This window comes from Streptomyces fradiae ATCC 10745 = DSM 40063 (assembly GCF_008704425.1).
Classification (GTDB): Bacteria; Actinomycetota; Actinomycetes; order Streptomycetales; family Streptomycetaceae; genus Streptomyces; species Streptomyces fradiae.
Genome location: NZ_CP023696.1, coordinates 6,652,068 through 6,677,998, shown reverse-complemented (window position 1 = coordinate 6,677,998; position 25,931 = coordinate 6,652,068). Strand labels below are relative to the sequence as shown.

General features: G+C 77.3%; 25 protein-coding genes and 1 riboswitch. Of the genes, 13 read left to right on the top strand and 12 right to left on the bottom strand.

Annotated elements, in window-relative coordinates; translation table 11 throughout:
* Positions 1 to 840: 840 nt before the first annotated feature.
* Complete coding sequence (locus CP974_RS29140; RefSeq protein ID WP_031134888.1) at positions 841 to 1,725, top strand: S1 family peptidase; 885 nt, start codon at positions 841 to 843, stop codon at positions 1,723 to 1,725.
* Between the two features lie 81 nt (positions 1,726 to 1,806).
* Here CP974_RS29140 and CP974_RS29135 read toward each other — a convergent pair whose 3' ends face one another.
* Positions 1,807 to 2,274 carry a hypothetical protein gene (locus CP974_RS29135; RefSeq protein WP_031134890.1) on the bottom strand — a complete coding sequence of 156 codons (468 nt, stop codon included), beginning with the start codon at positions 2,272 to 2,274 and terminating at the stop codon, positions 1,807 to 1,809.
* 176 nt (positions 2,275 to 2,450) lie between these two features.
* Between CP974_RS29135 and CP974_RS29130 the strand changes: the two genes are divergently transcribed.
* Positions 2,451 to 2,792, top strand: a complete 342-nt coding sequence (locus tag CP974_RS29130; RefSeq protein ID WP_031134892.1) for a tetratricopeptide repeat protein — start codon at positions 2,451 to 2,453, stop codon at positions 2,790 to 2,792.
* Between the two features lie 850 nt (positions 2,793 to 3,642).
* Positions 3,643 to 4,845 (top strand): globin domain-containing protein, encoded by a 1,203-nt coding sequence (locus tag CP974_RS29125; protein WP_031134894.1) that lies wholly within the window; start codon positions 3,643 to 3,645, stop codon positions 4,843 to 4,845.
* A gap of 347 nt (positions 4,846 to 5,192) precedes the next feature.
* Here the strand turns inward: CP974_RS29125 and CP974_RS29120 are convergent, their stop codons facing one another.
* The gene (locus tag CP974_RS29120; RefSeq protein WP_031134896.1) at positions 5,193 to 5,927 is read right to left on the bottom strand and encodes a response regulator; all 735 of its coding nucleotides are present in this window, start codon (positions 5,925 to 5,927) and stop codon (positions 5,193 to 5,195) included.
* 251 nt (positions 5,928 to 6,178) lie between these two features.
* On the opposite strand from CP974_RS29120, the gene CP974_RS29115 reads away from it, so the two are divergent.
* Positions 6,179 to 6,643, top strand: a complete 465-nt coding sequence (locus CP974_RS29115; RefSeq protein ID WP_031134898.1) for a pyridoxamine 5'-phosphate oxidase family protein — start codon at positions 6,179 to 6,181, stop codon at positions 6,641 to 6,643.
* Positions 6,644 to 6,814: 171 nt separating this feature from the next.
* On the opposite strand, the gene CP974_RS29110 is transcribed toward CP974_RS29115, so the two are convergent.
* Positions 6,815 to 8,512: a sensor histidine kinase gene (locus tag CP974_RS29110; protein ID WP_376788282.1), complete on the bottom strand. Its 1,698-nt coding sequence runs from the start codon at positions 8,510 to 8,512 to the stop codon at positions 6,815 to 6,817.
* Between the two features lie 521 nt (positions 8,513 to 9,033).
* On the opposite strand from CP974_RS29110, the gene CP974_RS29100 reads away from it, so the two are divergent.
* From CP974_RS29100 to CP974_RS29090, 3 genes are all read left to right on the top strand, one after another.
* The gene (locus CP974_RS29100) at positions 9,034 to 9,621 is read left to right on the top strand and encodes a choice-of-anchor C family protein (protein ID WP_031134946.1); all 588 of its coding nucleotides are present in this window, start codon (positions 9,034 to 9,036) and stop codon (positions 9,619 to 9,621) included.
* Between the two features lie 187 nt (positions 9,622 to 9,808).
* On the top strand, positions 9,809 to 10,237 hold the full coding sequence (locus CP974_RS29095) for a methyltransferase domain-containing protein (RefSeq protein WP_031134945.1): 429 nt from the start codon (positions 9,809 to 9,811) through the stop codon (positions 10,235 to 10,237).
* Between the two features lie 167 nt (positions 10,238 to 10,404).
* Complete coding sequence (locus CP974_RS29090; RefSeq protein ID WP_085921167.1) at positions 10,405 to 11,481, top strand: GNAT family N-acetyltransferase; 1,077 nt, start codon at positions 10,405 to 10,407, stop codon at positions 11,479 to 11,481.
* A gap of 37 nt (positions 11,482 to 11,518) precedes the next feature.
* On the opposite strand, the gene CP974_RS29085 is transcribed toward CP974_RS29090, so the two are convergent.
* A complete protein-coding gene (locus CP974_RS29085) occupies positions 11,519 to 12,184 on the bottom strand; it encodes a lysophospholipid acyltransferase family protein (RefSeq protein ID WP_031134941.1) in 666 nt (221 codons plus the stop codon).
* Between the two features lie 227 nt (positions 12,185 to 12,411).
* Here CP974_RS29085 and CP974_RS29080 point away from each other — a divergent pair, with 227 nt between their 5' ends.
* Positions 12,412 to 13,719, top strand: a complete 1,308-nt coding sequence (locus CP974_RS29080) for a cation:proton antiporter (RefSeq protein ID WP_031134939.1) — start codon at positions 12,412 to 12,414, stop codon at positions 13,717 to 13,719.
* Positions 13,720 to 13,751: 32 nt separating this feature from the next.
* Here CP974_RS29080 and CP974_RS29075 read toward each other — a convergent pair whose 3' ends face one another.
* The gene (locus tag CP974_RS29075; protein ID WP_031134937.1) at positions 13,752 to 14,372 is read right to left on the bottom strand and encodes an L-threonylcarbamoyladenylate synthase; all 621 of its coding nucleotides are present in this window, start codon (positions 14,370 to 14,372) and stop codon (positions 13,752 to 13,754) included.
* Positions 14,373 to 14,725: 353 nt separating this feature from the next.
* On the opposite strand from CP974_RS29075, the gene CP974_RS29070 reads away from it, so the two are divergent.
* The gene (locus CP974_RS29070) at positions 14,726 to 15,019 is read left to right on the top strand and encodes a hypothetical protein (RefSeq protein WP_031134935.1); all 294 of its coding nucleotides are present in this window, start codon (positions 14,726 to 14,728) and stop codon (positions 15,017 to 15,019) included.
* A gap of 136 nt (positions 15,020 to 15,155) precedes the next feature.
* On the opposite strand, the gene CP974_RS29065 is transcribed toward CP974_RS29070, so the two are convergent.
* Positions 15,156 to 15,635, bottom strand: coding sequence for a C40 family peptidase (locus tag CP974_RS29065; RefSeq protein ID WP_031134933.1), 480 nt, complete (start codon positions 15,633 to 15,635; stop codon positions 15,156 to 15,158).
* A gap of 3 nt (positions 15,636 to 15,638) precedes the next feature.
* Positions 15,639 to 15,804: riboswitch (cyclic di-AMP (ydaO/yuaA leader) on the bottom strand.
* A gap of 634 nt (positions 15,805 to 16,438) precedes the next feature.
* Positions 16,439 to 17,434, bottom strand: a complete 996-nt coding sequence (locus tag CP974_RS29055; RefSeq protein WP_031134931.1) for a Rossmann-fold NAD(P)-binding domain-containing protein — start codon at positions 17,432 to 17,434, stop codon at positions 16,439 to 16,441.
* Positions 17,435 to 17,755: 321 nt separating this feature from the next.
* Between CP974_RS29055 and CP974_RS29050 the strand changes: the two genes are divergently transcribed.
* Both CP974_RS29050 and CP974_RS29045 read left to right on the top strand, forming a co-directional pair.
* Entirely contained in the window at positions 17,756 to 18,805 is a 1,050-nt protein-coding gene (locus CP974_RS29050) for a lactonase family protein (protein ID WP_031137330.1), read from the top strand.
* Between the two features lie 257 nt (positions 18,806 to 19,062).
* Positions 19,063 to 19,893 carry an aldo/keto reductase gene (locus CP974_RS29045; protein ID WP_031132476.1) on the top strand — a complete coding sequence of 277 codons (831 nt, stop codon included), beginning with the start codon at positions 19,063 to 19,065 and terminating at the stop codon, positions 19,891 to 19,893.
* Between the two features lie 195 nt (positions 19,894 to 20,088).
* On the opposite strand, the gene CP974_RS29040 is transcribed toward CP974_RS29045, so the two are convergent.
* On the bottom strand, positions 20,089 to 20,574 hold the full coding sequence (locus CP974_RS29040) for a DUF6098 family protein (protein ID WP_051839523.1): 486 nt from the start codon (positions 20,572 to 20,574) through the stop codon (positions 20,089 to 20,091).
* A gap of 378 nt (positions 20,575 to 20,952) precedes the next feature.
* On the opposite strand from CP974_RS29040, the gene CP974_RS29035 reads away from it, so the two are divergent.
* Positions 20,953 to 21,846: an NAD(P)-dependent oxidoreductase gene (locus CP974_RS29035; protein WP_031132473.1), complete on the top strand. Its 894-nt coding sequence runs from the start codon at positions 20,953 to 20,955 to the stop codon at positions 21,844 to 21,846.
* 112 nt (positions 21,847 to 21,958) lie between these two features.
* Here the strand turns inward: CP974_RS29035 and CP974_RS29030 are convergent, their stop codons facing one another.
* Positions 21,959 to 22,690 carry a Type 1 glutamine amidotransferase-like domain-containing protein gene (locus tag CP974_RS29030; RefSeq protein WP_051839521.1) on the bottom strand — a complete coding sequence of 244 codons (732 nt, stop codon included), beginning with the start codon at positions 22,688 to 22,690 and terminating at the stop codon, positions 21,959 to 21,961.
* A gap of 205 nt (positions 22,691 to 22,895) precedes the next feature.
* On the opposite strand from CP974_RS29030, the gene CP974_RS29025 reads away from it, so the two are divergent.
* Positions 22,896 to 23,570, top strand: coding sequence for a formylglycine-generating enzyme family protein (locus CP974_RS29025; protein WP_031132469.1), 675 nt, complete (start codon positions 22,896 to 22,898; stop codon positions 23,568 to 23,570).
* A 168-nt stretch (positions 23,571 to 23,738) separates the two neighbouring features.
* Here CP974_RS29025 and CP974_RS29020 read toward each other — a convergent pair whose 3' ends face one another.
* The 3 genes from CP974_RS29020 to CP974_RS29010 all read right to left on the bottom strand — a co-directional run bounded on the left by CP974_RS29020 (position 23,739) and on the right by CP974_RS29010 (position 25,796).
* A complete protein-coding gene (locus CP974_RS29020; RefSeq protein ID WP_031132467.1) occupies positions 23,739 to 24,335 on the bottom strand; it encodes a dihydrofolate reductase family protein in 597 nt (198 codons plus the stop codon).
* 127 nt (positions 24,336 to 24,462) lie between these two features.
* Positions 24,463 to 25,023, bottom strand: a complete 561-nt coding sequence (locus tag CP974_RS29015; RefSeq protein WP_031132466.1) for a GNAT family N-acetyltransferase — start codon at positions 25,021 to 25,023, stop codon at positions 24,463 to 24,465.
* A 311-nt stretch (positions 25,024 to 25,334) separates the two neighbouring features.
* Positions 25,335 to 25,796 carry an SRPBCC family protein gene (locus CP974_RS29010; RefSeq protein WP_031132464.1) on the bottom strand — a complete coding sequence of 154 codons (462 nt, stop codon included), beginning with the start codon at positions 25,794 to 25,796 and terminating at the stop codon, positions 25,335 to 25,337.
* Between the last annotated feature and the right edge of the window lie 135 nt (positions 25,797 to 25,931).

Sequence of the window (25,931 nt, the reverse complement as noted above, 5' to 3'; positions counted from 1 at the left end):
CGGGGCGCCGCACCGTCCGGTGGCGGCCCGCCGGGTGGCGGCTCGCCCGGTCCTCGCGTACGGCGGCGGGATCCGGAGGGGCCTTCGTGGCGGCCGTCCCGGTCACAAGTAGTCGCCGACCAGGGCCAGGAGGGCGATACGGCGCCCGTGCACGTAGCTGCGGCGGGGCCGGGTGGCCGGTCGCGCCGGGTCGTCGAACGCGTACCGGCCGGACCGGCGCCCCCGCCCCCGCCTGCGCGCGGGCGCGGGCTCGGCTCCGAGACCCGGTACGGGGCCGGGGGTTCGGCCCCGCGGGCCGGGGGCGTCAGGTGCGGCCCCCGGCTCGGGGGCGGGCCGGGGAGGGGCCGGTGCGGGGCGCGGCCCCAGCGGAGCGCGGCACGGCGGCTCGGCCGCGGCGTCCGGCGCGGAGGTCGCGGGGGTGCGGGCCGGATCCGGTGCCGCCGGTCCGGGGGCAGGGCCCGCGGCCGACGCCTGCCGCGGGACAGGGGCCTGCCGCGGGGCAGGCTCCTGTCGCGGGGCGTCTTCGGGCCACAGCGCGGCCTGCCGCCATACAAGGGGTATCGCGGTCTGTCCGGCGAGCCGCGCCGGGGCCGGGTCGGACAACCGCTGCTCCACGGCCCGCAGCCGGGCCCGCGCCTTTGACGAGGTCACGCACCCCTCCCCTTCTGTTCGGCCTGCATTGTCCCCTGCCCCCGCCGCCGCTCGTCACGCCCGGTGATGCTCGGCGGCGGGAACGGCACGGCCTCGCGCGGTCGTCGGCCGAAACGCCTTCTTGTCGGGGACATGCCCATTATCGAGAATGCGCATGACCCTCCGCCCCCTCGGACAAGGACCCCCCACATGAAGAAGCCCCTCGCCGGCGCCCTGCTCACGCTGGCGCTCCTCGGCCTCGGCGCCGCTCCCGCGGCCGCCACCGCCGTCCCCGCCACGGCACCGGCACCGGCACCGGCATCCGCTCCGCCCTCCGCCGCCCCGGCCGCGTCCGCCGCGGCCACCGTCGACTTCGCCGGAACGGTGGCGCTCAGCAACTGCTCCGGCTCCGTCGTGCGCCTGCCGCAGTCGCAGCCCGACGACCGGGCCCTGGTGCTGTCCAACGGCCACTGCCTGGAGGGCGGCATGCCCGGCCCCGGCGTGGTCGTGGTGAACCGGCCCTCGACCCGCGGCTTCACCCTCCTGGACTCCTCGGGCCGGGGCGTCGCCACCCTGCGGGCCGGGAAGATCGCCTACGCGACGATGACGGACACCGACGTCTCGCTGTACGAACTCACCAGCACCTACCGGCAGATCGAGGACCGCCACCGCATCAGGGCGCTCGAGCTGGACACGGCCCGACCCGCACAGGGCACCGCCATCAAGGTGGTCTCCGGGTACTGGAAGCGGATCTACAGCTGCTCCGTCGACGGCTTCGCCTACCGGCTGAAGGAGGGCGACTGGACCTGGAAGGACTCCATCCGGTACACCTCCGCCTGCGACACGATCGGCGGCACCTCCGGCTCCCCCGTGATCGACACCGCGACGGGCAAGGTCGTCGCCGTCAACAACACCGGCAACGAGGACGGCGGCCGGTGCACCGTCAACAACCCGTGCGAGGTCGACGCGAACGGCACGGTGACGGTGCGTCCGGGCATCAACTACGCCCAGCAGACGCACACGATCGCTCCGTGCGTCGCAGCGGGCAACAGGATCGACCTCGGGCGCCCGGGCTGCGCCCTGCCCAAGCCGTAGCGCCCGCCGGGACGCCGCCGGGACGCGGCGGGCCGCCGGGCGACCGGAGCACGGCGGTACCTCCGCGGGCACAGTCCGGCGTCAGCCGTAGGCGCGCCGGCAGAGGTCGGCGATCTGGGGGTCCACCGTGCCGCGCGCCGCCTGGCACAGCTCGCGCATCCGCACCGTCTCCCCCGGTCCGGGCCGGTCGGCGGGCGCCGGTCGCGGAGCCCCGCCGTCGCGGTCCGGTGAGGGCGGCGGGGCGGTGCGGGGCGGCTCCGGACGGTGGGGCACCGGCCGGCCCTCGGTGCGGTGCGGCACGGACGCCCCGGCGGGTGCGCCGGTGCCGCCCGACGCGGCCGGCGACGGGACGGGGCCCGTCCCGGCCGGCTCCTCGCGCGCGGCGGCCGGTGCCGGTGGCGCGGTCGGCGCGGCCGCGGGCGGGCGGCTCCCGCCCGGGGACCCGCCGAGCGCGGGTGGCGGGGCGGGCGCTTCGCCTCGTACGGAGGTGCAGCCGGCGAGGGCGAGCGCTGCGGCCAGGGCGGTGAGGGCGAGCCGGGTCGTACGCATACGGCCACGGTGCCCGGCCGCCGGGCGGTCGCGGGGCGGGACGCGCCGGGCACCACCGTGACGGGTGACGGCAGGGCTCCGCTGCTGACAGGACCGGTGAGGCGGCCGGCGGAATAGGGAGCGGTCCGCCGCCGCTTACGGGTGCACAGGCGTCGGACGCACCGAGAGGCAGAGCAGTGGGCGACACGTACTTCGAGTTCGGCACGGCCGGTGAGCGGTGGGAGCGCGCCCGGATGTTCTTCGAGGCGAAGCAGTACCAGACGGCCGCGCGCATCCTGCGCGGTCTGGTCGAGGAGTACCCCGGCCAGACCGCCCAGCGGCTGCTGCTGGCCCGCGCGTACTACCACTCCGCCCAGCTCACGCGCGCCGAGACGGAGCTGCGGGCGCTGCTGGAGCGCGACCCCGTCGAGCACTACGCCCGGCTCATGCTCGGCCGCACCCTGGAGCGGCAGGGCCGCCCCGACGAGGCCGCCCCGCACCTGCGGATGGCCGCCGTCATGGCCGGCGAGCAGCTGTAGCGGGGCCGCGGCGGGCCGGGCGGGCGCGGCCGGGACCGGGCGGCGGCTCCCCGCGGCGGCGTACCCCGTCGCGCGTCCCGGGGTGGGCGGCGTCCGGTGCCGGGCTGCTCGGGGCCGGCACCGGCTCGGGGGACGAAGCCTCCGGGCCGGTGCGCGGGGCCCGGGCGGGTGGCGGGGTCGCGGCGGGCCGCCCTCCTGTCGGGGGAGAGGGAGGGCGGCCCGGCGGTGACCGTGCCGCCTCCGGGCCGGGCGGGGGCCGTGGCCCGGAGACGCCGTGCGCGGTCGTGCGCACGGGCGGCCCGGTCGCTCCCAGCATGCGGTGACCGGGCCGCGCACGGGACGGGCCGGGCGGCCTCCCCGGCGGGGACGTTGGTCCCGCGGGCCGGCGGGGGGGGGAGCGCGTCCGCCCGCGGCACGCGGGCCTCCCGCCCCCGGGCAGCCGCCGCCGAGGGCCGACGCAGCGTCAGCCGCGGCCGGCGTGGCGCTCGCGTCCCGGCGTCGTCCCCCAGGCGGTCGCGCCGGCCGGGCGGCGGGCGTCAGACGACCACCCGTCATGGGCCCGGCCGCGGACCCGGCCTGCGCGACCGGGCGGGGGGCGGGCCCGCGGGCGCGTGCCGACGATTCGCGCCACGGGCGCGGGTGAGGGCCGAGGTGCCCGCGCCGGCCGTCGCGGACGGGCCGGGCGTCCCGGCCGGGCCGGGCCCGTGCCGGACCGGACGTCCCCGACCCGCGGGCCGTTGGTCCCGCATCCCACCGGAACGGGGGTCAGGCGGCCGTGCGGCTGCTAGACCAGTGGGTGCCTGCCACCGTGCAGCGCCCCAGCTCTCCCCCTTCCCTCTCAGGAGCGTTCATGCTGTCTGCCGAGTCGGCCGCGATGATCCGGGCCACCCTGCCTGCCGTCGGCGGTGCGCTGGACGAGATAACCACCCGGTTCTACACGACGATGTTCGCGGAACGCCCCGAGCTGCTGGACGGGATGTTCAACCGGGGCAACCAGGCGAGCGGGGCGCAGCGCCGGGCGCTGGCCGGGTCCATCGCCGCCTTCGCCGGGGCGCTGATCACCGAGCCGGGCACCCGTCCGGACACGCTGCTCGCCCGCATCGCCCACAAGCACGTGGCCGTCGGTGTCACGGACGACCAGTACACGATCGTCCACAAGTACCTGTTCCGCGCCATCGCGGAGGTGCTCGGCGACGCCGTCACACCCGAGGTCGCCGCGGCCTGGGACGAGGTGTACTGGCTGATGGCGGGTGCGCTGATCGCCCAGGAGGCGCGGCTCTACCTGGAGGCCCAGGTGAAGCCCGGGCACCCGTGGCGGGAGTGGACGGTCGTGGAGCGCCGGGTGGAGACCGGCGACACCGTGTCGTTCCTGGTGCGCCCCGCCGACGGCGCTCCCGCGCCGCTCGCCCGCGCCGGACAGTACGTCAGCGTCCGGGTGCGGATGCCGGACGGGGTGCACCAGCTGCGCCAGTACAGCCTGTCGTCGGCGCCGGGCGAGGAGGTGCGCCGCATCACCGTCAAGCGCGTGACGGGCGACGGGGCGCCCGACGGGGAGGTGTCGAACCTGCTGCACCGCACGGTCCGGGCCGGTGACACGCTGACCCTGTCGGCGCCGTTCGGCGACGTGGTGCTGGACGAGTCGGACGCGCCGCTGGTGCTCGTCTCGGCGGGCATCGGCTGCACCCCCATGGTGGGCATGCTGGAGCACCTGGCGGCCTCCGGCTCCACCCGCCCCGTCACGGTGCTGCACGCCGACCGCTCCCCCGGCTCGCACGCGCTGCGGGCCGACACCGACCGGCTGGTGCGCGAACTGCCCGACGCACGCGCCGCGTTCTGGTACGAGGTCGACGCCCACGAGCAGCCGGGGGCCCGGACGGGCCTGATGGACGTCGACGGGCTGGACGTGCCGGCCGACGCGAGCGTGTACCTGTGCGGCCCGCTGGCCTTCATGCGGGAGGTCAGGAGCCGGCTGCTGCGGGACGGCGTCCCGGCGCGCAACATCCGGTACGAGGTGTTCGGCCCCGACCTGTGGCTGGCCGACGCGACGGCCTGAGATCCACGCCCCTCGGCCCCGGCCCCCTGCTTCGGCCCCCGCCTCGGCTCTCCGCCGCCGGGAGGGGCCGCCGCGGCCGGCCGTGGTGCCGGGCCCTCACCCCGGCGCCCCGGCCCCGTGCCTGACGCCCGGCTCCCAGGAGGAGCCGGGCGTCAGGCGTCGGCGTGTGTGCCGCCGCGGTGCGGGGCGTGCGCCCCGCCGCGCCCGCGGCACCGCGCCAGGGCCGGGGCGGCGGCAGGGAACGGCCCCGCCGGGATCGGCGGGGCCGGACCCGCGAACGCGCGGGTGGACGTGACCGGGGCATCCCGTCCGGGCGCGGGCGAGGCCGGGCGCGCGGACGGACGGGGTCAGTGGCGGGGGCGGCCTTCGCGGCCCGGCGCCGTGCCGCCCCGGTCCTCCTGGGCGGCCAGGGCCTGGGTGGCGATGACGGCGGCCTGCACCCGGCGCTCCACGCCCAGTTTGGCGAGCAGGCGGGAGATGTTGTTCTTGACTGTCTTCTCCGCGAGGTACAGCCGCTTGCCGATCTCCCGGTTCGTCAGCCCCTCCCCCACCAGGGCGAGGATCTCCCGCTCCCGGTCGGTCAGCCCGGACAGGCTCGACGCGGCCGGTTCCTGCGCCGGTTCGGCGCCGCCGCGCAGCCGGGCCATCACGCGCGCGGTGGCTCCCGGGTCGAGCATCGACTGGCCCGAGGCGACCGTGCGGACGGCCTGGACCAGGTCCGTACCGGTGATCTGCTTGAGCACGTACCCGGAGGCCCCCGCCATGATCGCGTCCAGCAGGGCCTCCTCGTCGTCGAAGGAGGTGAGCATCAGGCAGGCCAGCTCCGGCATGCGGGAGCGCAGTTCGCGGCAGACGGTCACGCCGTCGCCGTCGGGGAGGCGCACGTCGAGCACGGCGACCTGCGGCCGCAGCGCGGGCACGCGGACGAGCGCCTGCTCGGCCGTGGCGGCCTCGCCCACGACGGTCAGGTCCGGTTCGGCGTCCAGCAGGTCGTGCACGCCACGGCGTACCACCTCGTGGTCGTCGAGGAGGAAGACCCTCACCGGCTCCTTCTCGCCGGGGCCGCCGCTGCTGTCCGTCATCGCACTCTCCGTTGTCTCCGTGTACTCCGCCGCGGGCGGATCCTTCCGTATCCTGCCCGGCGCCGGGACGTCCGGCCAGGGCCTTTCGGCCCTGATCGGCACCGATCCCGCCACCTGGCGGGCGTCCGGCCGGGGCAACGGGCGCGGAAAGGGGCCCGTTCGGCCCTGGTACGGCGGGGGGCGTCGCGGCACCCTGGCCGAAAAGGCGGCCCGCGGGCCGACGGCGCAGGGCGGAGCAGAAGGTGGGCACGATGAACGACGCAGCCACGCATCGACCGGTGGCCGGCCACCGGGAGACGGTGGCACCCCGGCGCATGGCCCACCTCGACCGGGCCGAGGCGCTGCGCCTGCTGGGCTCCGTGTCGCTGGGCCGGATCGTCTTCACCCAGCAGGCGCTGCCCGCGATCCGCCCCGTCAACCACCTCATGGACGGCGAGGACATCATCGTGCGGCTCCACGACGGCGCGACCCTCGCCTCCGTCGTGGCCCCCGCCGACACGCGCGGGGTCGTGGTGGCGTACGAGGCCGACGTGATCGACGCCCGGACGCACCTCGGCTGGAGCGTGGTGGTGACCGGCTACGCCCGCCGTGTCACCGACGCCGCGGAGCTGGCCCGCTTCTCGAACCGGCTGCGCCCGTGGGCGGACGCCCCGCTGGGCGACGCCGCGCTGCGCATCCGCCCGGACCTGGTGACGGGGCTGCGGCTCACGGAGTAGCGGCGCCCCCGCCCGTACCCGGGCAGCCCGTGCCTCCGCCCGTATCCGGGCACGCCCGTGCCTCCGCCCGTGCCCGGTCCCCAGCGGGACGCTCCGGGCGCCCTCCGGCCGGGCGAGGGCCCGGGGCCGGGGCGGGAACGGGGCCGGGACGGGAACGGGGCCCGGCGGGCTTCAGGCGGCGTCAACGGGGGCGAGCGGGGCCCGCCACACGAGCCGGCTGCCGCCCCCGGCGGGGCTGCCGACCTCCAGGGTGCCGCCCACCCCGCGGGCGCGCTCCTCCAGGTTCCGCAGGCCGCTGCGCCGGCCGCCCTCCGGTATGCCCCGGCCGTTGTCGGTCACCGTCAGCACGACCTCGTCGGCGGTGGCCTGCAGGGAGACCTCGACGCGCGTCGCGTGGGCGTGGCGGGCGGCGTTGCTGAGGGTCTCCGTCAGGGCCGCCATCACGTGGTCGGCCACGCCGGGCGGCACGTCCGTGTCGAGCAGGCCCTCCATGCTGAGGCGGGGCGGGAAGCCCAGGGTGTGCGCCGTCTCCCCGACCGCGCGGGCGACGCGGGCGCGCAGACTCGGTCCGGTGTCCTCGTCGCGGGCGCGCAGGCCGAAGATGGTCGAGCGGATGATCTTGATGGTCTCGTCCAGGTCGGCGACCGCGCGGGTGACGCGCTCGGCGGCGCCCTCGTGCGCGACCAGCCGCGCGGCGCTCTGCAGGGTCATGCCGGTGGCGAACAGCCGCTGGATGGCGAGGTCGTGCAGGTCGCGGGCGATCCGGTCGCGGTCCTCCAGCAGGGCGAGCTGCTCGGCGTCGGTACGGCGCTGGGCCAGCTCCAGGGCGAGCGCGGCCTGTCCGGCGAACGCCAGGAGCGGCTGCAACTCGCCCTCCGTGAAGAGGGGTTCTCCCTGGGGGCGGGCGAGCAGCAGGACGCCGCGCGTGTCGTGCGCCTCGGTGCCCAGGGGTACGGCGACGGCGGGCCCGAAGCCCTCGAAGCGGCCGCCGCCCGTGTCGTAGCGGTCGTCGTCGGCGAGGCCGGCCGTGGTGACCGGCGCCCCGGCCTCGTAGGCGGCGCCCGAGAGGGTGCCGTCGACGGGGACGACCAGGCCGCGGCGGTGGTCCCCGCCCTCGCCGAGGGCCAGTTCGACGACGAGGTCCCCGGTGCCGGGCACGGGCACGGCCACGTCGGCGAGGGCCGCCCCGGTGATCTCCCGCGCACGCTGGGCGATCAGCTCCAGGACCCGCAGCCGGGGGCTGCCGGAGAGCAGGTTGCTGGTGATCTCGGCGTTCGCCTGGAGCCAGCGCTGCTGGCGCTGGGACGCCTCGTACAGCCGGGCGTTGTCGATGGCGACGCCGGCGGCGACGGAGAGGGTGGCGATCACCGACTCGTCCTCGGCGTCGAAGTCGTGGCCGCCGCGCTTGTCGGTGAGGTAGAGGTTGCCGAACACCTCGTCGCGCACGCGGATGGGGACGCCCAGGAAGGTCCGCATCGGCGGATGGTGGGCGGGGAAGCCGTACGACGCCTCGTGGGCGCTCAGGTCGGTGAGGCGCAGTGGCTCCGGCTTGCGGATGAGCTCGCCCAGGATGCCGTGGCCGGCGGGCAGGGGGCCGATCCTGGCGATCTCCTCGTCGGCCAGGCCGACGGTCAGGAACTGCGAGAGGGTGCGCCCGTCGGGGCCGATCACGCCGAGCGCCGCGTACTGCGCGTCGACCAGCAGCGCGGCGGCCTCCACGATGCGGCGGAGCACCTGGGAGAGGTCCAGCTCGCGGCCCACGGAGACGACCGCCTCCAGCAGGCTGTGCACCCGGTCGCGGGTGCCGCGGGCGGCGTTGATGCGCGCCTGCAGCTCCTCCAGCAGCTCGTCGAGCCGCATCCGGGGCATCCGCGACAAGGGATCCTCCACGCCCACCGGCACTCCTCCATCGATCGCCCGCTGTGCACCGGCAGCCTATCGGCCTCCCGGAGGACTGCGGGACGCCGTTCGACCGTCGACCGCGCATGCGCGTGGGGGGCGACCCGGCGCGCACGCCCTCCCGTCGCGACGCGGGGACGGCTCGCCCCGGCACGCGCACGCCCTCCCGTGGCCGGCGCCGGCCGGGGCGGCGCAGGGGCGGGCGGACGGGGGCGGGGCGGCGTGGGGGCGGACGGGGGCGGGCGGACGGGGGCGGGGCAGGAAGGGCGGGAGCGGGCGTACGGGGGCCGCCCGGTGGGCCGCCGGCGCGGGCGCGGGCGCCGGGGCCCGCCGCGGCCTGACCGCTCACGGCGGGGCGCGGCGGCGCCCGCGCACCACGCGGCGGGGCGGCCACCCCCGCGCGCCCCGCGGGTCCCCTTCTCAGGACGCGCGCGCGGCCAGCAGCCTGGAGCGTGCTCCACCGGATCGTCACCCACTCACAGGAGGTGCTCATGGTGGTCTCACGCTCCCTCACCGCAGCCGCCACCGCCGCGCTGCTCGCCGCGGGCACGGTCGTGGCGCTCGCCACGCCGGCCTCGGCCGTCAGCCGCTTCGACGACGGCAGCTTCGAATACCCGGCGGCGCCCGCGAACGCGTTCACGACCGTCGGCGCCGGCCAGTCCATCGGGCCGTGGAAGGTCACCGCCGGGGCGGTGGACCTCATCGGGGCCGGCTTCTGGCAGGCCGCGGAGGGGGAGCAGTCCGTCGACCTCAACGCCGGCCAGGCCGGGGCCGTGGCGCAGACCTTCACCACGACGGCGGGCCGGCAGTACACCGTCTCCTACGCGCTCGCCGCCAACCCGGAGGGCGGCCCCGCCGTGAAGACGGGCCGCGTCCTGGTCGACGGGCAGAACTTCCAGGACTTCTCCTTCGACTCCACGGGCCGGACCCGGGCCGCGATGGGGTACGTGACGCGTCAGTTCACCTTCGTCGCCAACGGGCCGACCACGACGCTGGGCTTCGCCAGCACGGTCGGGGGCGCCTACGGCCCGGTCGTCGACGACGTGCGGGTCGACGAGGCGTGCTGCTGCTCCCGCTGAACGCGCGACCGCCGGGGCCCGTCCCCGGCGGCGGTGCCCGCCGCACGGCGCGGCACCGCCCGCAGGCCGTGCCCGGCCGGAGACCACCGGCCGGGTCCGGCCTTTCGCACGTGACCTGGCTGATCGTGGACGACGGCGGCTCCGCGCCGATCCCGGCGGCCGGGGCCCCGGCGCGTACGGTGGGCCCATGCCACAGCTCTCGCCGCGGCTCGCCGAAGCCGTCGCCGCGCTTCCGCTCGCGCCCCACCTGCGGGTCCTGGAGATCGGCTGCGGGCCGGGCGCCGCCGCGCGGGCGGTCGCCGCGCGGCTGGACACCGGCCGCGTCCTGGCGATCGACCGGTCCGCCGCGGCCGTCGCCCGGGCGCGCGCCGCCTGCGCCGAGGAGATCGCGTCCGGCCGCCTCACGGTGCGGCGGTGCGCCGCCGAGGACTTCGTTCCGGAACCGGGCGAGGGCCCGTTCGACCTGGTCTTCGCCTTCCGGGTCGGCGCGCTCGACGGCCGCCATCCGGAGGCGGGCCGCCTGGCCCTGGCCCGCGTCGCCGCGGCGCTCGCCCCCGCAGGGCGGGTCTTCGTCGACGGGGGCGATCCGCTGCGGGAGCTGACGGTACGCCGGTGACCGGCCGGAGCCGGCCGGTGGCGGTACGCCGATGACGGCGGGTCCCGTGCGGCCGGTCGGTACGCGGACGCCCGGGAGGCCCGGCCGGCCGGCGGTACGTCGCCGGCCGGGCTCCGTCCCGCAAACCCGCGTGCGCGGCGGGTCGCTCCACGCCTAGGGTCCCCTCCATGGCGATCACAGGTCCACAGGACATCGACGAGGCGGACATCGACGAGGCGGTCACCGCCACCGCCTCCGCGCTGCGCGAGGTGGCGGACAGGGACTGGTCCGTTCCGGCGGCCGGGCTGGAGTGGAGCTGCCACGACACGGCCGTCCACATCGCGAGCGACTACACGGGGTACGCGACACAGCTGACGGGCCGCGCGACGGACGGGTACGCCCCCTTCGACGTCGTGGCGGTGCCCGGCGGCCTCGTCCGCGTCCTGGAGGCCACCGGCGGGCTGCTGGCGGCCGCCGTGCACCGGACCCCGGCCGATGTACGGGCCTGGCACCCGTACGGTGCGGCGGGCGGGGACGGCTTCGCCGCCATGGGCGTCGTGGAGGCGCTCGTGCACACCCACGACATCCTCACCGGCCTCGGCGAGCACGGCTGGGAGCCGCCCCGGCGGCTGTGCGCCCTGGCCCTGGACCGGCTGTTCCCGCACGTGCCGCCCGGCGGCGACCCGTGGCGCAGCCTGCTGTGGGCCACCGGCCGCGGGGAGCTCCCCGGTCTGGCGCGCCTGGGCGCGTGGCGCTGGCACGCCGACCCGGTCCGCTCGGAGCGGCTCGCGCTGTGCGAGGTCGGACCGGGGACGGCGGCCGATCTGCGGGACGCCGGGAGCGGCGGCTTCGCGTGGGCGGGGGACGGTCCGGAGGAGGGCACGCGATTCGCCGCGGGCATGGTGGTGGAGGCGGCCGAGGCGGGCGCGTACCGGCCGGGGTGGGGCACGTACGCCGTGGTCCGCCGCTCCGACGGGCGGGCCGTGGGCGGCATCGGCTTCCACGCCGCCCCGGACGCCGGGGGCGAGGCGGAGGTCGGCTACGACATCGTGCGCTCGGAGCGCGGCCGGGGCTACGCGTCGGAGGCGCTGCGCGCGCTGGCCGGCCGGGCGTTCACCCGTCCGGGCCTGCGCGTGCTGCGGGCGACCGTGGAGCCGGGCAACGCCGCTTCCCGGGCGGTGCTCGAGCGGGCCGGGTTCACCCCGGCCGGCGCCACGGACGGCGGGCTGCGCTACACCCTGGTCCGGCCGCCGTCGGCCGGGTGAGGCGGGCCTGCCGGCGGCCCGGCCGCTCGCCGCGGGGTCACCTTCCGGCCGGGGCCGGCGCCTCGCCGAGGCGGGCGGCCGCGGTGCGCCACGCCTCGGTCACGGCGGCGTGCGCCAGGGCGGTCGTCGCCGCCCGATCGCCCGCCGGGTCCAGCGCCGCGCCCACGTGGACGTGGAGGCCGGGGCGCCGCAGCGGCGCGGTGAGGGCGCCCGCCAGCTGCTTGACGGGGCCGCCCGAGGTGATCCTGCGGGCGCCCGCCTGGCCGACGGGGACGACCGGCGCGCCGGTGCGTTCCACCAGCCGGGCGAGCCCGCTGCGGAACGGGCCGGGAGGGGCCTCGGCGGCGTCCTTGCGGGTGGGGATGCCTCCTTCGGCGTAGATGAGGACGAGGTGGCCGCGCTTCAGCGCGGTCTCGGCCAGGTCGAGGGCGTCGGCGGCGCGGGGCCCTCCGCGGTGCACCGGTATGTGGTGGCCGGCGCGCAGGAGGCGGCCGAGCAGGGGGACCCGCCACAGTCCGGCGGCGGCCATGACCACGGGGCGAGCGCCGAGGCGGTGCAGCGCGGCGAGCACGACGGCGGGGTCGGCCAGGGAGGTGTGGTTCGCGGCGACGATGCTGCCAGGCGCGAGGTCCGCGTCCCGGTCTGCGGTGACCGTCAGACGGCCGAAGGCGGGGAGCAGGGCGTGGGCGAGGCGGCTGGGCATGCGGGTTCTCCCCGGGGTGCGGCGGCTGTCGGTGGTCATCGTCCGCGTCCGGGCGGCGGCGGGGCCTGAGCATCCGTACTCATGCCGGGCGGGTGCTCCTACCCGATGATCACACTGCCGCGCCGGGTGGTCGTCGCCGGGGCGGCGGGGCGTTCGGTGCGCGGTGTGCGGTGTGCCTCTCGGGAGGGGGCGTACGCCCGGGGCGCCCGGGGCACACGACCGCGGTGATGCCAGGTGATGTGCTGTTCGCGTTGTTCGGGGCCGGTGCGCTGGCCGCCGCGGTGCTGCCCCGCCTCGTGGCGGGCCGGCCGCTGTCCGTGCCGCTGGTCTTCCTGCTGTGCGGGATGGCCTTCCAGGCGTTGCCGGTGCCGCTGCCCGCGGTCGACCCGGTGGCGGACCGGGTGTGGGTGGAGCACCTCACGGAGATCTGCGTGATCGTGTCGCTGATGGGCGCCGGGCTCGCGCTGAACCGGCCGGTGGGCCGTCGCACGTGGCAGGCGCCGTGGCGGCTGCTCGGGGTGGCGATGCCGCTGACGATCGCCGCCACCGGTCTGCTCGCCTGGTGGCTGCTGGACTGGCCGCCCGCCGCCGCGCTGCTGCTCGCCGCCGCGCTCGCGCCCACCGATCCGGTGCTCGCCAGCGAGGTGCGGGTCGGCGCGCCCACCGAGTCGGAGCACGACGAGGACGAGGTGCGGTTCGCCCTGACCGGTGAGGCGGGGCTCAACGACGGACTGGCCTTCCCGGTCGTCATGGCGGCCGTGGCGCTGGCCGGGTCCGCGGGGGCGGGGCTGTCCGGGGAGTGGGTCGGCGAGTGGCTGCTGGTCGACGTGGTCTACAGGTGCGCGGTCGGCGTCCTGGGCGGGCTCGCGGTGGGCCGGCTGCTCGGGTGGCTGTTCTTCCGGGCGGAGCGGCGGGCGGTGCGGTTGTCGGAGCACCGCGACGGTTTCGTCGCCCTGGGCGCCACCTTCCTGGCATACGGGGTGACGGAGCTGGCCCACGGGTACGGCTTCCTCGCCGTGTTCGTCACCGCGTGCCGGATACGGGCGGCCGAGCGCGACCACGGCTACCACACGGTGCTGCACGACTTCGTGGAGCAGGTCGAGCGGCTGCTCACGGCGGGGCTGCTGTTCCTGCTGGGCGCGTTCGTGGCGCGGGGCGGTCTGGCCGCGTTGTCCTGGCGGGGCGCCGCCGTCGGGCTGCTGCTGCTTCTGGCCGTGCGCCCGCTGACGGGGTGGGTGGCGCAGCTCGGTACGGTCGCCGGCCCCCGGGAGCGGGTGGTGACCGCGTTCTTCGGCATCCGCGGCGTCGGTTCGCTGTTCTACCTGGCGTACGCCCTCGGCTCGGAGGGGTTCCACGTGCCGGCCGAAGAGCTGTGGGCCGTCGTGGCGTTCACCGTCGTCGCGTCCGTCCTGGTGCACGGGGTGAGTGCCGCGCCCGTCATCTCGCGTCTCGACCGCATGCGGGTGGTCAGGGCGCGGCGCAGGCGCGGCGGCGGCCGGCCGGGGGACGACGAGGTCGCGCACGAGCGGATCTGACGCCCCCGCGCGTCCGACCCGGCGGGCGGCGGCTACTCGAAGCGGGACGGGTCTCCCGCGCCGCGGCGGACGATCTCCGGGGCTCCGCCGGAGAAGTCGACGACCGTCGTCGGGGACGTGCCGCACTCGCCCGAGTCGAGGACCGCGTCGAGGACGTGGTCGAGCCGGTCCTTGATCTCCCAGCCCTGCGTCAGCGGCTCCTCCTCGTCCGGCAGCAGCAGGGTGCTGGAGACGAGCGGCTCGCCGAGTTCGGCGACGAGGGCCTGGGTGACGGTGTGGTCGGGGATGCGGACGCCGACCGTCTTCTTCTTCGGGTGCTGGAGCTGGCGCGGCACCTCCTTCGTCGCGGGGAGGATGAAGGTGTAGCGGCCGGGCGTCGCGGCCTTCAGCGTCCGGAAGACGTCGTTGTCGATCTGCACGAACTGGCCGAGCTGGGCGAAGTCCCGGCAGACGAGCGTGAAGTGGTGGCGGTCGTCGAGCCGCCGGATGGCCCGGATCCGCTCCAGGCCCTCCCGGTTGCCCAGTCTGCAGCCCAGCGCGTAGCAGGAGTCCGTGGGGTACGCGACGAGGGCGCCGTTGCGGATCATCTCGGCAAGAGTGCCGATGGTGCGGCGCTGCGGGTCGTCGGGGTGCACATCGAAGTACTTCGCCATCCGACGAGCCTAACGCCGTGCGGGGCGGGCGGCGGCCGGGCCCGGCCGTCGGAGCCCGGACCGCGCTGCCCGGGCGCCGGGGGGGGGGCGCGTGCCGCCCGCGGGGTCCGCCGACCGGTGCGGTCCGTGTGACCGGTGGGGTTCTTCGGGGGCGTGCCGCGGGGCCCGTGCGCGTGCCGCGGGCCCCACGGGGCTGGTGTGGCCTGTGGGGCTGGTGCGAGCCTGTGCGGCTGGGGTGGGCTTATGGGGCTGGTGTGGGCCCGAGGCGCTGGTCCTCGCAGCCGGCGGGGCCCGTGGGGCCGATCGCGGGAGCCGGGGCGTGACCTGTGCGCGGGTGCGGCGTTGGTAGCGGTATGACCAAGACTCACCGTGTGCTCGCCGCCCTCGCCTTCGCCGCCGGGGCCTCCGCTCTCGCCGCGCCCGCCGCGAACGCGTCCGTCCTGCCGGTCGGTCCCGGCGCGCAGGGCCCCTCCCTCCTCAGCCAGGTGGACGACCTCGCCACGAGCGGCGTCGACGAGGAGTACCGCTCCCAGGTGCCCCGGGTGACCGAGCAGTTCGGCGGGCTGAGCGGCGTGCAGCAGCTCGGCCAGCTGCGGCAGGTGGTGGCCCCGGTGGCACCCGTGCTGGGGCTGGTGCCCGGCATCTGAGCCGGTGTACGCCGGTGCCCCGGACCTGGGAGGTCCGGGGCACCGGTGCGTCCGGGTGCCGGCGCCCAGCGGGCACCGGCACCGACGGCCCGGCGCGTCCGGGGCGGAAGCGTCCCGGAGGGACCGGGGGTGCGGGTCAGCGCACCCGGCCGTACAGGACCTTCTTGGTCCAGATCCGCTCCAGCTTCACCACCGACCCGGCCTTCGGGGCGTGCCAGACGCGGTTGTTCCCCGCGTAGACGCCCACGTGGTAGACGCGGCCGCCGGAGTGGAAGAAGACCAGGTCGCCCTTCTGGGCGGTGGACGCCGAGATGTGGCGGGTCTTGTTGTACTGCTGCTGCGCGGTGCGCGGCAGGTTCTTCCCGGCCTTCTTGTACGCGTACAGCGTCAGGCCCGAGCAGTCGAACCGGTTGGGGCCCACCGCCCCGTACTTGTACGGGGAGCCCTTCTTCGACGCGGCCACGTTGAGGGCCTTCGTCGCGTGGGCGGGGCCCGCGGCCTGTGCCTCGGGGGCGGCGCCCGGCGCGACCAGGGAGCCCGCGAGGGCGGCGATGGTCAGGGCCGAGACGGCACCGGTCCGGGACAGCACGGACTGGACGTGATTCTGCGCGGTCATGCGCAACCCTTCGTCATCCGCCTGCGAAGGATGACCTGTCGGGTTCGGGCAGGCGAAGTTGCCCGGCCGCTGACGCGGCTTCACCCCAAGGGACGGCCGTGGTGCGCACGTCCCGGTACTGCTGGGTCCTCCACTCCTGCCGATTACCTCGTGTCGACCAGATCCGGACGGCGGCAGGACTCGGCGTCCACCCGGACCGCCCCGCCACGGCGGCGAGGGCTTGTCGTCGTCAGGGATCTTGACCCATGAGGGGAGGGATCTTCGAACGGAATCGGCATTTTGTGAGACTCCTCACCGTTGGCCGATTCCGCGTGTCGCGTGTGGCCGGCGGGTTGCGGTGGCGCGTCCGCGAGGTGTGCGGCGGGCGTCCCGGGGCGGTTCGCCGCGGCCGGCTCGACGTGGGCGCCGGCCGGCCCGGCACGGGCGCCGGGCGGCCCGCCGCCGCCGTGGGGCCGGACCCGCCGACCGGTCCCCCGCACGCGAGACCGGGGCTCGCCGAACCGGTTCGGCGCCCACCCGGGCCGGGTGGGGCGCGGACGCCGTCGCCGTCGCCGGGACGGTCCCGGCACCCGCCCCGCGGCGCGCCGGGCGGGCACCGGGAACCGGGCGCAGCCGCCGCACGCCGCGTACGGCCGCGACGAGCCGGCGGGCCGGCTGCGGGCGCGGTGCCGAGCTGCCCGGCCGGTCGACGGCGTGCGTCCGGTACGGCCGGTACGGCTGGGCCGGTTGGGTCGGCGGAGGGCGGCCCGGAGGTGCCGCCGCGGACCCGTGGCGGGGCTGACCGCCCGGCGCCGGACCCCCCGTCAGGGCCGGGCGGCGAGGGCGGCGAGCAGCTCGGCCTCGCGCCGCGCCCCGAGGCCGGCGCGGCGCGGCCGGTCCAGACCCTGCTCGCGCTCCCAGCGCAGGACGTCGGCCAGCAGCCGCGCCGGGGGGCGGTGGCGCAGTCCCGCCGCGCGCGCCGCGGAGCCGTCGCGGGCGGACCAGCCCCGCCAGGCCGGGTCGACCAGCCACAGGGGAAGCGACTCGGGTCCCATGTACTCGCCGACGCCGTTGCCGAGGAGCCAGGCCGAGTCGGCCGCGACGAGCGGGCCGGTGTGCCCGGCGGCGGCGCGGGACAGGGCGAGCCACTCCCGGAACGGGACGACCGGGCCGACCGCGTCGTACGTGCCGGTGGTGCCGGCCCCGGCCGCGTCGAGCAGCCAGGCCGCGAGGTCCCGTACGTCCACGACCTGCGTCGGCAGGTCCGGGGTGTCCGGGACGAGCATCGGGCCCCCGGGGTCGCGCGCGGCGCGGGCCGCCCAGTAGCCGGACCGTCCGCTGCCGTCTCCGGGGCCGCCGATCAGCCCGGCGCGGGTGATGAGGAGGCGGTCGCCGACGGCCGCCGCCGACGCGCGCTCGCAGGCCGCCTTCGCCTCGCCGTACACCCGGCGGTCCGCCTCGTCCGCGTCGAGCGGGTCCAGCAGCGGCGCGGACTCGTCGGCACCCGGAAGGGCGTGCGAGGCGTACGCGCTGATGGAGGACACGTACGTCCAGTGCCGGGCCCGGTGGGCGAGCGCGGCGAGCGCCCCCCGGACGAATCCGGGCTGCCAGGACACCTCGACGACCGCGTCCCACTCGCGGCCGGCCGTCGGGTCGTAGGCGCGCGGGTCGCGCCGGTCGGCGGGGACGAGTACCGCGCCGTCCGCCACGCGCCCGCTCTCGCCGCGCGCGAGGCACGTCACGCGGTGCCCGCGGGCGAGCGCCTGCCGGGACAGCTCCCGGCCCAGCCAGGCCGTTCCCCCCAGTACCAGAATCTCCATCCCGCCACCCAAGCATCCGGCGTCCGCGGCGCCCAGACCGGTTCGCGGACAGCGCACCGCCCCGGCCGTCACGGGGGGGGCGAGTGCTCGGGCGCCGGGAGGCGGGCGGTGGGGGCGACGGGGGCGGGGCGAGGGGGCCGGGACGGAGGTGGCGGCCGGGGTGAGTGGTGCCGGGCGGCGAGGGGCCGGGGCGGTGAGCGGGCGAGGTGGCCGGGGCGGTGAGCGGCGTGTGGTGCCGGGGCGAGGCGGGGCGGGCCGTGGTGACCGGGGCGGGAGGTGGTCGTTACCAGCCGGGAACGCATGCGAGGAAAGGGAACATTCATGGTCTGCAAGGGCGGGTCCTGGGCGTACATCGGCTCGTTCACCTCGGGCGGCGGGCAGGGCATCACGGTCGCCTCCGTCGATCCCGGGAGCGGGGCGCTCGCGCCCGTCTCGGCGGTCGGCGGTCTCGTCAATCCCTCGTGGCTCGCCCTCGACCGGGCCGCCGGGGTGCTGTACGCGGTGGGCGAGGCGGAGTTCGGCGAGGTCGCGGCGTTCCGGGCGCGGGGCCCGGAGCTGACCCCGCTGGGCCGGCCGGTGGCGGTGGGAGGCTCGGGCCCGACGCACCTGAGCGTCGCCGGGCGCCGGCTCCTCACCGCCAACTACGGCTCGGGGAGCGTCAGCAGCCTGCCCCTCGGCGACGACGGCGGCATCGCCGGGCCGCCCGCCGTCCTCCCCCACGAGGGCCGCGGCCCGGACCCGGAGCGCCAGGGGGCGCCGCACGCCCACCAGGTGCTGCCGGACCCGAGCGGCCGCTGGGTGCTCACCACGGACCTGGGCACCGACTCGGTGCGGGTCTGCGCGCTCGACGCGCGGAGCGGGGCGGTGCGTGTGCACGGGGAGGCGGGGCTGCGCGCCGGTTCGGGGCCGAGGCACCTGGCGTTCCATCCGGACGGCACGGTGGTGTACGTGCTGCACGAGCTGGAGCCGCTGGTGACGGTCTGCCGCTGGGACGCCGGGCGTGGCCGGCTGGAGCCGCTGTCGGAGGTCGCCGTGGCCGACGGCGAGGCGCCCGAGGGGGCGCGGCCGTGCCCATCGGTGCCCGCGGTCTCGCCGGACGGCCGGTTCCTGTGGGTGGCGGTACGGGGCGCCGACGCGCTGGTGACGCTGTCCCTGGCGGACGGGCCGGAGAAGCCGCGGGTCGCGGGGAGCACGGGGTGCGGGGGCGTCTGGCCGCGCGACCTCGTGGTGGACCGGGCGGGCCGCGGGCTGTACGTGGCGAACGAGTGGTCCGGGGACGTCACGTGGTTCGACGCGGACCCGCTGGACGGGGCGCCGCGGCGGCGCGGAGCCGTGGAGGTGCCCGCCGCCGCGTGCGTGGTCCTCGCCTGAGCGGCGGCGGCGCCGGTGCCGGGCGGGGCGGGGTCCCGTGGGGGCGGGGCGGGCGGTGCGCCGCAGGGGGTACCGGCCCGGCGGGGTGGGGGCGGAGACGCCGAGCGGGCACCCGGCGCGGGGCGCGGGGCGCGGACGGACCGGGGCGGGCAAGCCGGGCGCGGAGGATCGGGCGGTCGGGCGGGAATGCCGGCGGCGGCTTGATCGTTCACTTCGGGAGTACGCATACGCATCGACGACGTAAGGATCGACCGCCTGTGAGCAAGGTCCCCACTCTGACCCTGAACAATGGCGTCGCCATGCCGCAGCTCGGCTTCGGTGTCTGGCAGGTGCCGGACTCCGAGGCGGCGGACGCGGTGGGCACCGCCCTGGAGGCCGGGTACCGCAGCATCGACACGGCCGCCGTGTACGAGAACGAGCGCGGCACCGGGCAGGCCCTCAAGGCGTCCGCACTCCCCCGCGAGGAGCTGTTCGTCACCACCAAGCTGTGGAACACCGAGCAGGGGTACGACTCGACCCTCCGCGCCTTCGACGCCTCCCTGGAGCGCCTGGGCCTCGACTACGTCGACCTGTACCTGATCCACTGGCCCGTTCCGGCGCAGGACACCTACGTGGACACGTACAAGGCGTTCGAGAAGATCCTGGCGGACGGCCGAGCCCGCGCGATCGGCGTGTCCAACTTCCTGCCGGAGCACCTGGAGCGGCTGACGGACGCCACGTCCACCGTGCCGGCGGTGAACCAGATCGAGCTGCACCCGCAGCTCGCGCAGGGCGAGGCGCGCGCCTTCCACGCGCGGCACGGCATCGCGACCGAGGCGTGGTCGCCGCTCGGCCAGGGCCGCGGCCTGCTGGAGGTGCCGGCCGTCGCGGCCGTCGCCCGCAAGCACGGCCGCACCCCGGCCCAGGTGGTGCTGCGCTGGCACCTCCAGCTGGGCAACGTGGTCATCCCGAAGTCGGTGACGCCGTCGCGGATCCGGGAGAACATCGACGTCTTCGACTTCGAGCTGGACGCCGAGGACATGGCGGCGTTCGCGGCGCTCGACGAGGGGCGGCGGCTCGGCCCGGACCCGGCGCGCTTCGGCGGCTGAGGCACACCGCCGCGCACGGCCGGGAGGGGCCGTCCCGGTGCGTCCGGTCGGCGCCGGCCGGGGGCCGGTCAGGTCCGGCGCGTCCGGCGGGGTCGCGGCGCGGTGGACGCGCCGGGCATCCTGACGCCCGGAGGGGCGCGGGCGCGAAGGCGGCCGCGCCCCTCCGGTGTGGAGGCGCCCAGGAGTCCGGCGCGGTCAGGGATGGCGGCGCATGGGCCCCCAGGGGCGGCGCTGGCGCGCCACCTCCTCCTCGGCCTCCTCGATCACCGCCAGGTCGATCCAGCAGACCGGCTCCACGTCGCGCAGGAGCGGCTCGTTGTCCGGGCCGCGGGCCACCTCGCGGCCGCGCAGCGCCCAGGGCCGGACGTCGCCGTCGCGCTCCTGGCGCAGGTGGCAGTAGTCGTACAGACGGCGCGCCACCCAGAGGCGTACCGGGCGGTCCTCCCACCAGCCCTCGATCTGCAGCGGGTTCGCCGACACACCGGGCAGGGGGATGCCGGTCAGGTGGTCGGCGCTGCGGGCGGTCTCCAGGTCCTCGGCAGGGCTGCGCGACCAGCGGACGAAGAGGCGGCCGTGCCGCTCCACGAGATCGGCCAGCTCCGCGAGGCTGCCGAGGGTCGGCAGCTCCGTGACGCCGTCGGGCGCCGCCGTACGGGCCGGTTCCGCCGCGGTCTCGTCCATGGATCACCCTCCTGTGCGTACCGGGTCAAAGCGGCGCGTACCCCTCTGGCGCGGGATGACTCTCGGTGTATCGCCGCAGGTCGGGGCGGTGACACTCATGGGTGCGGCTCCCCGCGCGGCAGAGGGGCGGGCCTCTCCGCCGGCCGCGCGCCGGCCTGTCCCGACGGCGCCGCCGGGCCGTCGCGTCGCCGGGTCCGGAGGGCGCCGCCGGCCTTCGCGCTCTCGCGACCGGCGGCTGCCGCCCCCGGGCCCGGCGTGGGCGCCGTCCCCCGATCGCCGGACGGCGGCACGGCCACGACTCGGAGGACTCGCGGACTCACGTACGGTGAGCGGGGGGCGACACCGTGTCGCCGTCCGTACGAGCGGAAGGCCGATGCCATGACCGGCACCGTCACCGTGGGCGTCCTCGGCACCGGGATCATGGGGGCCGCGATGGCCCGCAACCTCGCCCGGGCCGGGCACCGCGTCCGGGTCTGGAACCGCACCCGCGCCAAGGCGGAGCCCCTCGCCGAGGCCGGCGCGTACGTCGCGGACTCCCCCGCCGACGCGGTGCGGGGCGCCGACGCGGTGCTGACCGTGCTGCACGACGGGGCGGCGGTGCTGGAGGCGATGCGGCAGGCGGCGCCCGGCCTGCGGTCCGGCGCCGTGTGGGCGCAGTCGGCGACCGCCGGGCTCGCCGCGGTGGGCGAACTGGCCGGGCTCGCCCGCGCGCACGGACTGGTGTTCTACGACGCGCCGGTGCTGGGGACGCGCGGGCCCGCCGAGGCGGGGACGCTGGTCGTCCTGGCGGCCGGGCCGGTTCAGGGCCGGGACGCGGTGGCACCGGTGTTCGACGCGGTCGGCGCCCGCACGATCTGGACCGGCGAGGACGGGGCGGAGGGCAGCGCCACCCGCCTGAAGCTGGTGGCGAACAGCTGGGTCCTCGCCGTCACCAACGCGACCGGCGAGACCCTGGCCCTCGCCGAGGGGCTGGGCGTGGATCCGGCCGGGTTCTTCGACGCGATCGGGGGCGGCCCGCTGGACATGGGCTATCTGCGGACGAAGGCGGCGCTGCTGCTGGAGGACCGGCTGCTGCCGCCCGGTTTCACGGTGGACACGGCCGCGAAGGACGCCCGGCTGGTCGTGCAGGCCGCGCAGGAGGCGGGGGTGCGCCTGGACGGGGCGGTCGCCGTCGCGGAGCGCATGGCCCGCGCCTCCGCGCTCGGCCACGGCCACGAGGACATGGCGGCGGCGTACTTCGCCGCCTTCGAGGGCGGCACCCCGGCGCGCTGACCCGCCCCCGGCCGCGCCGCGGCCCGCCGGCGCCGTCTCGCCCCCATGGGCCCTCGCGCGCCCGGCCCGGTGCGGCCACCGCCCGCGCGGCCCCCGCCCGGCGCCCGGGCGCTCACCGCGGGGGTGCCTCCAGGAGGCGGCACGGCAGCCGGCGCTCGGTGCAGCCGCCCCGCCCGTCCGGGTCGACGCGGTACAGGCCCGTGCCGGGGTCCCGGGTCACCGCCTCCGTCAGCTCCCCGTCCGTGAAGAGGGCCGCCGCGCCGTCCTCCAGCGCCCAGCCGCCCGGCAGGTGCCCGGCCGCCACCGCCGCGCGGTACGAGGGGCGGCGGCCCGGCTCGGTGTCGTAGTGCGGGCACACGGAGCCGGGGAGCAGTCCGAGGCCGTCCGCGAGGTGGGTCAGCGGCCCGAAGGAGTCGGTGTGGGAGCCCTCCGCCCAGCAGTTGGCTCCCGCGCTGATCCCGCACAGCAGCGTCCCGCGGCCGTACGCCTCGCGCAGCAGGCGGTCGACGCCGTGGACGCGCCACACGGCGAGCAGGTTCGCGGTGTTGCCGCCGCCCACGTAGACGACGTCCTGGGCCAGGAGGTGGGCGCGCAGCGCGTCGTCGTCCAGCTCCCTGCGGAACAGCGGCAGCACGGACGGCACGCAGTCGGCGCGGTCGCCGAACGCGGCGAGGAACCGGTCGACGTACACGGCGGCGTCGCCGCTCGCCGTCGGCAGGAAGCACACGGCGGGACGGGGCGAGCGGGCGTGGCCGAGGGCCCAGTCGTCCAGCACGCGGTCGTCGTCGAGGGAGAAACCCCCTCCGATCAGGGCGATGCGGTGCGGTGGGGCGGCGACGGGCACGGGCCCTCCTCGGGGTGCGCTGGTTGGCGCGGCGGTCCCCCGCGGGCCGCCGTGCGGTGCCGGACGGCCGGCCGGCGGTCGCCGCCGCGGCTTCGGGGGGTGACGATGCCGTGCAACGCCCCTTCCCCGCAAGCCGGTTGCCGGTCCGGGCCACGCCGGGGACGACGGTAGGCTCGTGATCGTGAGGAACTACGCGGACGAGGAGATGACCGCCGTACCCGGAGGCCGGGTGACGCTGACCGACCGTCGCACGCGCACCGCGTGGGAGGTCGAGGTGGCCCCGTACCTGCTGGGGAGCGTCCCCGTCACGCGGGAGTGGTACGCGCGGGTGACCGGCGAGCGGCCCGCGGGCGGCGGGGAGGGGCGACTGCCCGTGGCGAGCGTGTCGTGGGGGGACGCGGTGCGGTTCTGCGACGCCCTGTCGGTCCGCGAGGGGCTGACGCCCGCGTACCGCCGGCACGAGGGCGACGGGGCCGAGTGGGACGTGCGCGCCGACGGGTACCGGCTGCCGACCGAGGCCGAGTGGGAGCACGCCTGCCGTGCCGGGACGGCCGGGCCCCGGTACGGGCCGCTCGACGAGGTCGCCTGGTACCGGGGCAACTCCGGCGGGCGGCCGCACCCGGTCGGCGGACGGGCGGCCAATCCGTGGGGGCTGCGCGACATGCTCGGCAACGTCTGGGAGTGGTGCTGGGACGTGTACGACGCCGAGGTGTACGGCGCGTACCGGGTGCTGCGCGGGGGCGGCTGGTTCGACGAGCACTGGAGCTGCCGCGCGTCGGTGCGGCGCCGCAGCCACCCGGCCTTCCGGGTGGACGACGTGGGGTTCCGGGTGGCCCGGTCGGCGCCGGCCGTGCCGGGGGGCGGCGCGGCCACGGACTGACCGGGGGCGCCGCACCGCGGCGGGGGGTGGCTCCCCGGCCGGGGGCGGCCCGGCGTGGCGCATCCCGGGCCGGGCCGCTCGCGAGGGCGGGCACCGGCTCGGGCACGGCACGGGTCCCGGTCGGGGACACGGGTCCCGGGTCGGGGCGGCGCGGGCGCGGCGCGGCGGCTACGCCTCGGCGGCGCGTCGGTACACGCACACCTGCGCACCGGTCCCACTGGTGGCCGTGGACGCCAGTTCCAGCGTGAGCTTGCGGCCGTTGCCGGGGAAGAGGGTCTTGCCGCCGCCGAGGATCACCGGCATGACCATCAGGCGCAGCTCGTCCACCAGGTCCTCGGCCAGCAGGGTGCGGGCCAGTTCGGCGCTGCCCATGACGAGGAGGTCGCCGCCCTCGGCCGCGCGCAGCTCGCGGATCCGGGCGACGGCGTCGTCACCGGCGATGCGCGTGGTGTTGGCCCAGGTCAGGTCCGAGTCGCCGAGGGTGCGGGTGACGACGTACTTGGGCAGTGCGTTCAGCCGGTCGGCGAACGGATCGCCCGCCCGCTCCGGCCACGCCCCGGCCATCGTCTGCCACGTGCGGCGCCCGAACAGCAGCGCGTCGGCCTTGCCGACGGCCTCGTCGAACGCGCCGCCGACGACCTCGGGGTCGAAGAACGGGTGGGTCCAGCCGCCGTGGGCGAAGCCCCCTTCCACGTCCTCCTCGGGGCCGCCCGGTGCCTGCACCACACCGTCGAGGCTGATGAACTCACTGATCGCGATGCGCATCGCCGTCCCACTCCTCACGTTCACACGATTGCGGTCCACGGGAGGGCAGACCCCCGCGTCGAGGGAAAGTCACCGGCTTCCATCCCACCATGCCGTGTGATGTGCGCCACTCGGCGCGGCCGGGCGCTCAGGAGGCCGGGCGGGCGGCGCGCCACTCGGGGGCGAGGACGGCCCAGACCTCCTCGTCGTGGCGCTCGCCCCGGTGCAGGTGGCTTCCCCGGAGCACGGCCTCGCGGGTCATGCCGAGGCGCCGTGCGACGGCGATGCTCGGGGCGTTGCCCGACGAGACGACCCACTCGACGCGGTGGACGCCGTGCTCCTCGATCGCCCAGTCGATCAGTACGCGCGCGGCTCGGGTCACCAGTCCCCTGCCGACCGCCGCGGGCTCCAGCCAGCAGCCCGCCTCGGCGGTGCGCAGCGCGGCGTCCAGCCGGCGCAGGACGACGGCGCCGACGAGCGTGCCACCGAGGCGGATGCCGGCGATCCGCCCCGTGCCGGTCGCGCTCCTCTCCGCGTAGGCGCGCAGGAACGCGCGGGCCGCCTCGGTGTCGGCGACCAGGTCGGGCAGGGCGTTGAACCGCCCGATGAAGGCGCGGCCCCGGTCGATGTGGGCGGCGAACTCCTCGGCGTGGCCCGGTTCGAGCGGGCACATCTCCGCTCCGTCGTCACCCAGGGGCATCGCGTACACGTGCGGCTCCTCTTCCCCTCCGCGGCGGCGCTCGGGCTCGCATCCTCTCACCGAGCGGCCGGGCACCTGACGGACCATCAGATGAGGGCGCCCGGGAGCCGGGAGCGGGGAGGGGCGAGGTGCGGCTCCCGCCGGCAGGGACGGCGGGAGCCGGCGAGCCGGCCGACCACGCCGAACGGCGGCGCCGGGGTGCGGGAAGGCGCCGGGGTACGCGAAGGCGGAAGGGACCGCAGGCGTGCGGTCCCTTCCGCCCTCTCACGAACCCGGGTCGGCGCTCACGCGCGGTGCGCCGCCGGGGCGGGTCGCCCCGGTCAGTCGCCCGGCCGGATCCGGCCGCGCCAGGCGCCGGACTCGGCGCCCCGCGACTCGATGTACTCCTTGAACCGGCGCATGTCGCCCTTGACGCGGCGGTCGATGGTGCCGGTCATGTCGGCGGCCTTCTCGGCGGCACCGCTCGGCTCCACGTCCATCACCAGCTCGACCCGCGTGTGGGTCTCGTCCAGGCGCTGGAAGCTGACCACGCCCTTCTGCCGGGTCTCGCCGCCCACCGTCCGCCAGGCGATGCGCTCGTCGGGAAGCTGGTCGATGATCTCGGTGTCGAACTCGCGCCGGACCCCGCCGATCTTCGTCGTCCAGTGGTTGTGCCGGTCGTCGACCTGACGGACCTCCTCGACGCCCTCCATGAAGTTCGGGAACTCCTCGAACTGGGTCCACTGGTTGTAGGCGGCGCGGACCGGCACCTCGACCTCGACGGTCTCCTTCACCTTGCTCATCATCCACTCCTCGGTTCCTGTGACGGCGGTGCGGCGGGCTTTCGCCGCGCTTCGGCACGCGACTGCGGGTAACCCGCCCGCGCCGAGTCATGCATCCCGGATGCGGCCGTGTCGCGGGGGCGTCCCGGCGGCGGG

What these genes read in the sequence shown, in the direction of transcription:
- CP974_RS29140 (WP_031134888.1), top strand. Translation starts at nt 841, where the DNA reads ATGAAGAAGCCCCTCGCCGGCGCCCTGCTCACGCTGGCGCTCCTCGGC.
- CP974_RS29135 (WP_031134890.1), bottom strand. Translation starts at nt 2,274, where the DNA reads ATGCGTACGACCCGGCTCGCCCTCACCGCCCTGGCCGCAGCGCTCGCC.
- CP974_RS29125 (WP_031134894.1), top strand. Translation starts at nt 3,643, where the DNA reads ATGCTGTCTGCCGAGTCGGCCGCGATGATCCGGGCCACCCTGCCTGCC.
- CP974_RS29120 (WP_031134896.1), bottom strand. Translation starts at nt 5,927, where the DNA reads ATGACGGACAGCAGCGGCGGCCCCGGCGAGAAGGAGCCGGTGAGGGTC.
- CP974_RS29115 (WP_031134898.1), top strand. Translation starts at nt 6,179, where the DNA reads ATGAACGACGCAGCCACGCATCGACCGGTGGCCGGCCACCGGGAGACG.
- CP974_RS29110 (WP_376788282.1), bottom strand. Translation starts at nt 8,512, where the DNA reads ATGCCCCGGATGCGGCTCGACGAGCTGCTGGAGGAGCTGCAGGCGCGC.
- CP974_RS29100 (WP_031134946.1), top strand. Translation starts at nt 9,034, where the DNA reads ATGGTGGTCTCACGCTCCCTCACCGCAGCCGCCACCGCCGCGCTGCTC.
- CP974_RS29095 (WP_031134945.1), top strand. Translation starts at nt 9,809, where the DNA reads ATGCCACAGCTCTCGCCGCGGCTCGCCGAAGCCGTCGCCGCGCTTCCG.
- CP974_RS29090 (WP_085921167.1), top strand. Translation starts at nt 10,405, where the DNA reads ATGGCGATCACAGGTCCACAGGACATCGACGAGGCGGACATCGACGAG.
- CP974_RS29085 (WP_031134941.1), bottom strand. Translation starts at nt 12,184, where the DNA reads ATGCCCAGCCGCCTCGCCCACGCCCTGCTCCCCGCCTTCGGCCGTCTG.
- CP974_RS29080 (WP_031134939.1), top strand. Translation starts at nt 12,412, where the DNA reads ATGCCAGGTGATGTGCTGTTCGCGTTGTTCGGGGCCGGTGCGCTGGCC.
- CP974_RS29075 (WP_031134937.1), bottom strand. Translation starts at nt 14,372, where the DNA reads ATGGCGAAGTACTTCGATGTGCACCCCGACGACCCGCAGCGCCGCACC.
- CP974_RS29070 (WP_031134935.1), top strand. Translation starts at nt 14,726, where the DNA reads ATGACCAAGACTCACCGTGTGCTCGCCGCCCTCGCCTTCGCCGCCGGG.
- CP974_RS29065 (WP_031134933.1), bottom strand. Translation starts at nt 15,635, where the DNA reads ATGACCGCGCAGAATCACGTCCAGTCCGTGCTGTCCCGGACCGGTGCC.
- CP974_RS29055 (WP_031134931.1), bottom strand. Translation starts at nt 17,434, where the DNA reads ATGGAGATTCTGGTACTGGGGGGAACGGCCTGGCTGGGCCGGGAGCTG.
- CP974_RS29050 (WP_031137330.1), top strand. Translation starts at nt 17,756, where the DNA reads ATGGTCTGCAAGGGCGGGTCCTGGGCGTACATCGGCTCGTTCACCTCG.
- CP974_RS29040 (WP_051839523.1), bottom strand. Translation starts at nt 20,574, where the DNA reads ATGGACGAGACCGCGGCGGAACCGGCCCGTACGGCGGCGCCCGACGGC.
- CP974_RS29035 (WP_031132473.1), top strand. Translation starts at nt 20,953, where the DNA reads ATGACCGGCACCGTCACCGTGGGCGTCCTCGGCACCGGGATCATGGGG.
- CP974_RS29025 (WP_031132469.1), top strand. Translation starts at nt 22,896, where the DNA reads ATGACCGCCGTACCCGGAGGCCGGGTGACGCTGACCGACCGTCGCACG.
- CP974_RS29020 (WP_031132467.1), bottom strand. Translation starts at nt 24,335, where the DNA reads ATGCGCATCGCGATCAGTGAGTTCATCAGCCTCGACGGTGTGGTGCAG.
- CP974_RS29010 (WP_031132464.1), bottom strand. Translation starts at nt 25,796, where the DNA reads ATGAGCAAGGTGAAGGAGACCGTCGAGGTCGAGGTGCCGGTCCGCGCC.